Source organism: Roseibium sp. ROS1, from assembly GCF_054658215.1.
In genome coordinates this window covers 1-1,219 of record NZ_BAAGIG010000024.1, presented here as the reverse complement: position 1 = coordinate 1,219, position 1,219 = coordinate 1, and the positions used below count along the sequence as shown (strand labels likewise).

The following is a 1,219-nucleotide window of genomic DNA, read 5'->3' as shown; positions in this document are numbered from 1 at the left end:
GGGTCCGAGACCGCGTGTTCGCCCAGGCTGTTGGACTGGAAGTGGTCGAAGGCCGTGCCATCCGGATCGTGGACGGTCAGAATTCCGCTTACGCCGAGCGGATGCACGGACGAGCGTCCGACATTCTTGTCCTCGGTGATGTCACCCGTGTCGGTGCCGGTGATGATGGCGGCATCCGGTGTTGCGGCCAGTGTTGTGCTTGCCCCGGTATGGGTCACTCCGCCATGGGCGTCCTTCACATCATAGGTAAAGTGGACCTGACCGTTATAATCCTTTTCCGGTGTATAGGTGAACGTTCCATCCTGATTGTCCCGGATCGAGCCGTGATCGACCTTGAGGCCCGAGATGGAAAGCTTGCCCGCGTCATTGGCATCCACGTCCACCGTGTTCGCCAGAAGCTGTTTCAGTGTCAGGGTCTGGGCGACGTCTTCCGTGCCGCTGGCCAGTTGCACTTCGGAAGAGCAATAGGGCCGGTCGTTGCTGCCATGGATCGTGATCACGATGTCATGGGCCGTGCCGTCCTTGGAATAGACCGTGATCGTGTCGGTCAGGCTCTGGCCGTCCCCCAGTTTGTCGATGGCGGTTCCGCGCGTCGTTGCATAACCGCCCAGTGCGGTCCAGTGACCGGCATCGGCATGGTAGTGCCACGTTCCGTCCGCTTTCAGGGTGAGGTCTCCATAGGTGCCGTGGTAGTCGTAAGCCCCATGACGCGTGTCGAACGCGTTCTCTCCGGCATCCGGGTCGGCGATGGTCAACTTGCCGTCGGCATAAAGAGGTGAATTGCCCAGCGTTGCCACCCCCGGCTGGGCGTAGTCCGGCGACATGTTCGACCCGGCGGCATTCTCCGTTACATTGCCTGTATCCACACCTGCAATCACTGCAGCATCACCGGTCCCGGTGACCGTGATGACGAGGTTCTGGGTGTCCGTCGCCCCGGCCTGGTCGGTGACGGTGACCGGGATGGTCACCTGCTGGGTCTGTCCGGCCGCCAGATGCTGGTAGGCGGGATGGGATGAATCGAAACTCCACGAGCCATCCTGGTTCATGGTGAAGCCGTCGACCGGATGGCCGGCCGCGTAGGTCTGGCGATCGCCATGATCGATATCCGTTGCCACCATCTGGCCGGTGACGGACTTGCCGTCCTCCGTGGCCGAGGCCGTCGCCGCGCTCAGCACCGGGGCGTCATTGGTGCCGTGGACTGTGATATCGATCCGGTGCG

At 62.2% G+C, this 1,219-nt stretch carries 1 protein-coding gene; it reads right to left on the bottom strand.

Going from position 1 to position 1,219, the window contains the following annotated elements:
- Positions 1–1,219, bottom strand: a 1,219-nt coding sequence (locus tag ACYQ6M_RS30325) for a VCBS domain-containing protein (protein WP_460077688.1), incomplete at both ends; no start/stop codon positions are given.